At 63.6% G+C, this 6,984-nt stretch carries 8 protein-coding genes; 7 read left to right on the forward strand and 1 reads right to left on the reverse strand.

The window, feature by feature from the left end; translation table 11 throughout:
* On the forward strand, positions 1–515 hold a 515-nt coding region (locus tag EIZ44_RS44160), incomplete at its 5' end, for a DMT family transporter (RefSeq protein WP_134734587.1).
* Between the two features lie 56 nt (positions 516–571).
* On the opposite strand, the gene EIZ44_RS44165 is transcribed toward EIZ44_RS44160, so the two are convergent.
* Positions 572–1,906 (reverse strand): IclR family transcriptional regulator domain-containing protein, encoded by a 1,335-nt coding sequence (locus EIZ44_RS44165; protein WP_240691575.1) that lies wholly within the window; start codon positions 1,904–1,906, stop codon positions 572–574.
* A 233-nt stretch (positions 1,907–2,139) separates the two neighbouring features.
* Here EIZ44_RS44165 and EIZ44_RS44170 point away from each other — a divergent pair, with 233 nt between their 5' ends.
* The 6 genes from EIZ44_RS44170 (at position 2,140) to EIZ44_RS46220 (ending at position 6,957) form a co-directional block, all read left to right on the forward strand.
* Positions 2,140–2,592 (forward strand): tautomerase family protein, encoded by a 453-nt coding sequence (locus EIZ44_RS44170; protein ID WP_134734589.1) that lies wholly within the window; start codon positions 2,140–2,142, stop codon positions 2,590–2,592.
* 62 nt (positions 2,593–2,654) lie between these two features.
* On the forward strand, positions 2,655–3,008 hold the full coding sequence (locus tag EIZ44_RS44175; RefSeq protein ID WP_134734590.1) for a DUF485 domain-containing protein: 354 nt from the start codon (positions 2,655–2,657) through the stop codon (positions 3,006–3,008).
* Positions 3,005–4,669 carry a monocarboxylic acid transporter gene (locus EIZ44_RS44180; RefSeq protein WP_134734591.1) on the forward strand — a complete coding sequence of 555 codons (1,665 nt, stop codon included), beginning with the start codon at positions 3,005–3,007 and terminating at the stop codon, positions 4,667–4,669. The genes EIZ44_RS44175 and EIZ44_RS44180 overlap by 4 nt, the downstream gene beginning before the upstream one ends.
* Positions 4,666–6,174: a CoA-acylating methylmalonate-semialdehyde dehydrogenase gene (locus EIZ44_RS44185; protein ID WP_134734592.1), complete on the forward strand. Its 1,509-nt coding sequence runs from the start codon at positions 4,666–4,668 to the stop codon at positions 6,172–6,174. Before EIZ44_RS44180 ends, EIZ44_RS44185 begins: the two co-directional genes overlap by 4 nt.
* Before the next feature lie 36 nt (positions 6,175–6,210).
* The gene (locus EIZ44_RS44190) at positions 6,211–6,600 is read left to right on the forward strand and encodes a tautomerase family protein (RefSeq protein WP_134734593.1); all 390 of its coding nucleotides are present in this window, start codon (positions 6,211–6,213) and stop codon (positions 6,598–6,600) included.
* 51 nt (positions 6,601–6,651) lie between these two features.
* Complete coding sequence (locus tag EIZ44_RS46220) at positions 6,652–6,957, forward strand: helix-turn-helix domain-containing protein (RefSeq protein WP_369127033.1); 306 nt, start codon at positions 6,652–6,654, stop codon at positions 6,955–6,957.
* Positions 6,958–6,984 lie beyond the last annotated feature (27 nt).

Here is a 6,984-nt window from a genome sequence, read left to right on the forward strand (position 1 = left end):
ATCCTGCTAACTCGGTGTCCACGACCCGGGGTGAACCTCACTACTCCACCTCGGCGTGGATCCTACTGGTCGGTTCAGTGGCGCAGGGCACGTATCATTTCTGCAGTAAGCCGCTGCTTCGTCGCTACACCGGCCTCGAAGTCGCGTGCTATGCCATGTGGGCGGGCACAATCTTCCTGGCACCCCTGGCGCCCATGGCGGTCCACGGACTGCTCAGCGCACCCGTATCGTCAACAATGTCGATCGTCTTCTTGGGCTTGCTTCCGTCGGCGCTGGGCTTCGTCCTCTGGGGCTACGGCGTTGCGCGCTACAGCGTCACAGTCGCGACCGCCGCACTCTATCTAGTGCCCGTCGTCGCAGTTGCTGTCGCCTTTGTCTGGCTCGGCGAGATCCCAGGCCTCGTCGAATTGCTTGGCGGCGCGATCAGCATCGCGGGCGTGGTTTTGATCAACTTCCGGCGGCGCAGGAGCTCCAACCCCAATCCCTTACAGCGGGAGCTGGAAGGCGTCAGCTGACGGTGGACGAGCGGCAACTCGAGGGCGTGGGATCGGGCAGTCGAGATCCCACGCCCTCAGCCGTCTTCCAGGGCATTCAGCGCACCTGCCGCGTGACCTTGTGCCGGCACGTTCTCGAGCACAGCTGTGACCGACCCGCCTCGGCCGACAACCAGGGTGGTGCGGGCCGGGTAGTCCTCTCCGAGCCGAGACATCCACAGCGGAATCCCCAGCGCACCGACCAGCTCACGACCTTGATCGCTCAGCAACTCGAAAGGCAGCTGCTCTCGGTCGATGAACTCACGCTGCCTCGGCGTGGATTGCAGACTGACCCCGAACAGCTCGGCACCAAAGGAGGCAATGGCACCAGCGCAGTCCCGGAACGCCCGAGCTTGCGTCGTACAGCCGGCGAGCTCGGGATAGCGAAGACCTTCACGATCTCCCGGGTAGAAGAACAGGACCACCGGCCGGTCACGAGCCACGGCCCCAAGGTCGACAAGGCGGCCCGAGGTAGAAGGAAGCGTAAGTGCCGGCAGTCGGTCTCCGACGCGGACCGCCGCACGCCCCCAGATCCGCACCTGCCCCGCGAGACCACGAGGCGACGCCGGGCCGCCCATGCGCTCAGACAGCAGCCGAGCCAGCTCGACCACCCGCTCGGGAGCGAGATTGGCCGGTGGGCCTAACGCGCCCTTGGGTGCACTGGCCGTGATCGCGGCCGACGCGCCGTCACCGTCAAAGTCCGCAACGGCCGCGCCGAACGAATACAGCCCTGTAGCGGATTCCTCGTCATCGACGGCGTATCCGAAGCACCTCGTCCGACCCAACTCGTCATGCAGGGCATCGACGGTCGTAATGCTGTGAGGCGTGAGGGTGGGCAGCTCAGGCCCAGGAAAAAGCCGATCGACTTCGTCTGTCGACAGATGGCTCAGCAGGGCCTTCCCGCCTGCCGCGCACGTCGCCGGAAACCGCATGCCGAGGCGATAGTCCAGCCCCAACGGCTGGCGACCGGGCCTTCGGGCCACGTACACCACATCACGACCGTCCAGGACTGACAGCGCAAGAGTGTGGACGGCGAGCTCAGGGACCGCGTCGCAGATGCGCGCAAATTCCGTTGTCAGTTCGATCTTGGCGAGGTAGGCCCGCGAGAGATCGACCACGTGTGGACCCAACTCGTATGACCCCGATTGCACGCGTCGCGCCATCCGTGTTTGGACCAGGGTTGTGCACAGAGTCTTGACTGTGCTCTTCGGCAACGCCAGGCGACGGGCCAGGTCCGCCAGCCCCAGTGGCTCGCGCGATTCGGCAAGAGTCTCGAGCACGCGCACAGCCTTCGCCACCGACGGAACGATCCGTGCGGTCGCGTCACCTTCGGCTGCTGCCGTCCCCGGGACGGTCGGAGTCTCGGTCGTCATCGTCACCTCATCCGACGCTAACACATCTCCCCCCTCCTGCCGCGGGCCGAAGCATTGCCACACAACCAACCCTTGACAACTCTCGACTCGGACACAAATATGCCTATCGTGCACATATGTGCACGATAGGCCAGTCGAGTCTGACTGTCGACCGTGACCGCGTTGTCACTTAGCGCATTCGACCAGTGCGAGAAGCGAACAGCCAGCGGTACCGACAGCGTGAAAGGGGCACCATGCCGACGTATCTTTGCTTCAGCCAGCCAGGCACGCTCTCAGCCGAGCAGCGCGCGGATCTCGCCACACGTATCACCGCGATCCACACCGAAGCCACTGGTGCGCCGCTGTCGTTCACACAGCTCGTGTTCCAGGACGTTTCCGCGGCCAGTCATTTCATCGGTGGCCAGCCCGCGGACCACCGCACGGTGTGGGTGTACGGCCACATCCGAGACGGGCGCACCCCCGAAGCCAAGAACGCCCTCGTCCTCGGGATACGCGAGAACGTGTGCGCGGCGACCGGGATCGATCCACAGCACGTGTGGGTCTATCTCAACGAGCTCGGCGCGGCAGAAATGGTCGAGTTCGGCCACGTTCTCCCTGTTCACGGCCAGGAAGATGTCTGGATGCAGAGCCTCCCCAACGAGCTCAGGGACCGACTCCGCTCGTTCGAGAGCGCTACAGCCAGCTAGCCCTGCCCTCCCCATCCTGCCCGGCCGCAGGCCGACACAACGACGTGAAGCCAGGTGACCCCATGCACCTCAAATTCGACCCCGAACCGGACATCGATCCGGACTCGAGCAATGTCTACGCGTGGATCGAGCGCGGTCCGGACTTCCGCCGCGCGAAGAGAAGCTTGAACCGGTTCGTCCGCCTCGCCACGATCTTCTTCCTTGCCTGGTACGGACTCTATGTCGTCCTCGGCATGTTCGCGAGTGATCTCATGGCCACACCTGTGTTCGGGACAATCAACATCGGACTGCTGTTAGGTCTGGCGCAGTTCATCTCGACGTTCATCATCACCGGGCTCTACGTGCGCTTCACCAACCGCAAGCTGGCCGTACTCGTAGCTCAGGTCCGAGTCACGGACGAAGGGACCGCATCGTGACCACGCTTGCGGGAGCCTCGAGAATCGGTAATCCCGCCATCAACATCGGAATCTTCACTGCGTTCGTGGTCGTCACGCTAGCGATCGTCCTGGTGGTGGGACGGAAGCGCACAAAGGCTGCGGACTTCTACACCGGCGGAGGGTCGTTCTCCGGGATGCAGAACGGCATCGCGATGTCCGGGGACTACCTGTCGGCGGCGAGCTTCCTAGGCATTGCCGGTGCGGTTGCCGTCTACGGCTATGACGGGTTCCTGTACTCGATCGGGTTCATCGTGTCGTGGCTGGTGGCGCTGCTCGTGGTGGCCGAGGCCATTCGCAACACTGGCCGCTTCACGCTGGCCGATGTCCTCAGCTTCCGGCTACGGCAACGTCCCGTTCGGATTGCGACTGCGTTGACGACACTCACTGTCTCCCTGCTGTACCTGCTGTCGCAGATGACCGGCGCTGGCGGGCTGGTCGCCCTGCTGCTCGACATCACGGACCGCACCCACCAGTCCATCGTGATCGCGGTCGTGGGTTTGCTGATGATCTCCTACGTCGTGCTCGGCGGGATGCGCGGCACCACCTGGGTTCAGATCATCAAAGCAGTCTTGCTGGTGTGCGGCGTGGTGGGAATAACCGCTTGGATCCTGGCGCGCTATCACTTCGATGTGTCCGCACTGTTGCGGTCTGCCCAACACGCGATCAGCAACTCGAGCAACGTGGCCGTTGCGCACCGCGACGTGCTCGCGCCCGGAGCTGAGTACGGCACCACAACCATGTCGAAACTGAACCTCATCTCTCTTGCCATGGCCCTGGTACTCGGCACAGCGGGCCTTCCGCACGTACTGATGCGCTTCTACACGGTCCCTACCGCCCGAGAAGCTCGGAAGTCCGTTGTGTGGGCGATCGGAATCATCGGCGCCTTCTACCTCATGACACTCGTACTCGGGTACGGCGCGGCCGCGATGGTCGGCCCGGACCGGATACTCGGCGCACCTGGCGGCCAGAACTCCGCCGCGCCTTTGGTCGCTTTGCAACTCGGTGGAGTCGTGTTGCTCGGCATAATCGCCGCAGTGGCCTTCGCGACGATCCTGGCAGTGGTCGCTGGCCTTACGATCACCGCGTCGGCCTGCGTGGCGCACGACCTTTACGCCGGCGTCCTGAAGAAGGGCAAAGTCTCCGAACAGCAACAGGTTCGTGTATCCCGCTACGCCGCAGTAACTATCGGAGTGATCGCGATCCTGCTCGGCATTCTCGCCAACGGCCAGAACACGGCATTTCTGGTCTCCCTCGCGTTCGCGGTCGCAGCATCGGCGAACCTGCCACCAATCCTGTACAGCCTGTTCTGGCGTCGATTCAACACTCGCGGCGCGCTGTGGAGCATGTATGGCGGCCTCCTCTCGACAGTCCTGCTGATCGTCTTTTCGCCCGCTGTATCCGGCCGGGCAGACGCGATGCTGCCGCATGCGGACTTCGCCTGGTTCCCGCTGTCAAACCCGGGGATCGTCACGATCCCGCTGTCCTTCCTCCTCGGGATCGCCGGAACGGTGACAGCCAAGCGACCAGCCGACCCCGACAAGTACGCCGAGATGAGTGTCCGGGTGCTCACCGGGCGCGAGTTCACGACCTCCGGGCCGGCGGGCCCCACCTCACAAGACCAAGGAGTTCGCACACCATGACCACAGCCCAGCCTGCTTACATCGACCATTTTGTCAACGGCAAGGTCAGCACGGGAAACTCGGACGATCGGGCTCCGGTTTACAACCCCGCCACCGGTGAGGTGACCGGACTGGTCGCGATCGGCACCACGAGCGACGTCGAAGAAGCTGTCGCTGCGGCCGCCGGCGCATTCGCGAAGTGGTCGAAGACGCCGCCACACGTGCGAGCGCGCGTCCTGTTCAAATTCCGAGAACTGGTCGAGCGTGACCTCGACCGGCTCGCTGAGATCATCACCCGTGAGCATGGAAAGGTCTTCTCCGATGCGAAGGGCGAGCTGACCCGCGGACTCGAGGTCGTCGAGTTCGCGTGTGGCATCCCCCAGCAGCTCAAGGGCGAGTTCACTGAGAATGTGGGGCGGGCCATTGACGGGGTCTCGTTCCGGCAACCGCTCGGGGTCGTGGCCGGGATCTCGCCCTTCAACTTCCCCGCAATGGTTCCGATGTGGATGTTCCCAGTCGCCATCGCGTGCGGGAACACGTTCATCATGAAACCTTCCGAGAAGGACCCGACGCTGTCAGTCGAGCTGGCGACTTTGCTCGCCGAAGCCGGCTTACCCGACGGGGTGTTCAACGTCGTCCACGGAGCCAAGACCGCCGTTGACGCGCTACTCGACCACCCCGAGATCGAAGCGGTCAGCTTCGTGGGCTCGACTCCCGTCGCCGAGTACGTACACCGCCGTGCCACCGGAGCGGGTAAACGGGTGCAGGCGTTGGGCGGTGCGAAGAACCACATGGTGGTCATGCCCGATGCGAATCTCGACCAGACGGTCAACGCTCTGATGGGCGCCGCCTACGGCTCCGCGGGCGAGCGCTGCATGGCCATCTCCGTCGTGGTTCCAGTGGGCGAGCGAGTCGCAAACGCCCTGCGCGAGAAGTTGATCGCAGCGCTGGCCAAGCTACGGATCGGTGATGGTCTCGTCGACGGCATCGAAATGGGCCCTCTGATCAGTGCAGATCATCGCGCGAAGGTCGCCGGCTACTTGGACACCGGGGTTCAAGAGGGCGCCGAACTCGTCGTCGACGGGCGCGGTTTCACCGCCGACGACAGCGACGGGTTCTTCATCGGCGGCTCGTTGTTCGATCACGCTACGCCGGACATGACGATCTACCGTGAGGAGATCTTCGGACCGGTCCTCATCATGATACGCACGGAGTCATTCAGCGAAGCACTCGAGCTGGTCAACGCGCACGAGTTCGGCAACGGAAGCGCCATCTTCACTCGTGACGGCAACGCCGCACGCCACTACGTGAGCAACGTGAAGGCCGGCATGGTCGGTGTCAACATCCCGATTCCCGTGCCCATGGCGTTCCACTCGTTCGGCGGGTGGAAACGCTCGTTGTTCGGCGACCACCACATCCATGGCCCGGAGGGTGTGCGGTTCTACACCCGATACAAGACCGCAACGACGCGCTGGCCCGGCGACGTGCTGTCGACTGCCGACTTTGCAATGCCGACCCTGACCTGACCGCCAACTACCGACCCAGCCCAGAAGGATTCACTCGTGCCTCTGATCTATATCGACGTCTTCGACCGGCGGTCACAGCAAGAGCTCGAAGCCTTGCTCGAGGCCATCCACAACGCCGTAGTCGAGGCCTTCGAGGTGCCCAGCCGCGACCGGTATCAGGTGCTCACCCAGCATCGCCCAGGTGAACTGGTCATCCAGGACACTGGCCTAGGCATCGATCGCACTGATGCGGTGGTGATCGTGCACATCGTCAGCAGGAAGCGGACTGATGATCAGAAGACACGTCTATACCGTCTTCTCGCCGAGAACCTTGGTCGTGATTGCGATCTTCCCACGTCAGACCTGATGGTCTCGATCACGGAGAATTCAGCGGCTGACTGGTCGTTCGCACATGGTCGGGCTCAGTTCCTCACCGCCGAGCTTTGAGGCTCTCCTAGTGTTGTGAGTCGTTAGTTCGACTGCAGTTGGTATGGCGTGGTGGGCCGAGCCCGAAGGTTGTCCCGGTCGTGCTGTCGGAGGAGGAGCGGCAGGTTCTGCTGGGCTGAAGCCGGCGGCGGAAGACAGCGCTGGCGGCGCGAGCACGGATTGTGTTGCGGTGCCGCCGAAGGCGGCCCGATCGGGCAGGCTGCCGCGAATCTGGGTGTCTCCCGGGACATGGTCTCCAAGTGGCGGTCGCGGTTCCTGATCGAGCGGCTGGAGGGCCTCTCGGACGAACCGCGTCCCGGGCGGCCCCGGTTGATCACGGATGACCGGGTCGAGCAGATGATCACTAAGAACTCCTAACAATATGGGGCTGGTGGGGGGAATGTG

This window comes from Amycolatopsis nivea (genome assembly GCF_004522235.1).
GTDB classification, from domain to species: Bacteria; Actinomycetota; Actinomycetes; order Mycobacteriales; family Pseudonocardiaceae; genus Amycolatopsis; species Amycolatopsis nivea.

What these genes read in the sequence shown, in the direction of transcription:
- EIZ44_RS44165 (WP_240691575.1), bottom strand. Translation starts at nt 1,906, where the DNA reads ATGACGACCGAGACTCCGACCGTCCCGGGGACGGCAGCAGCCGAAGGT.
- EIZ44_RS44170 (WP_134734589.1), top strand. Translation starts at nt 2,140, where the DNA reads ATGCCGACGTATCTTTGCTTCAGCCAGCCAGGCACGCTCTCAGCCGAG.
- EIZ44_RS44175 (WP_134734590.1), top strand. Translation starts at nt 2,655, where the DNA reads ATGCACCTCAAATTCGACCCCGAACCGGACATCGATCCGGACTCGAGC.
- EIZ44_RS44185 (WP_134734592.1), top strand. Translation starts at nt 4,666, where the DNA reads ATGACCACAGCCCAGCCTGCTTACATCGACCATTTTGTCAACGGCAAG.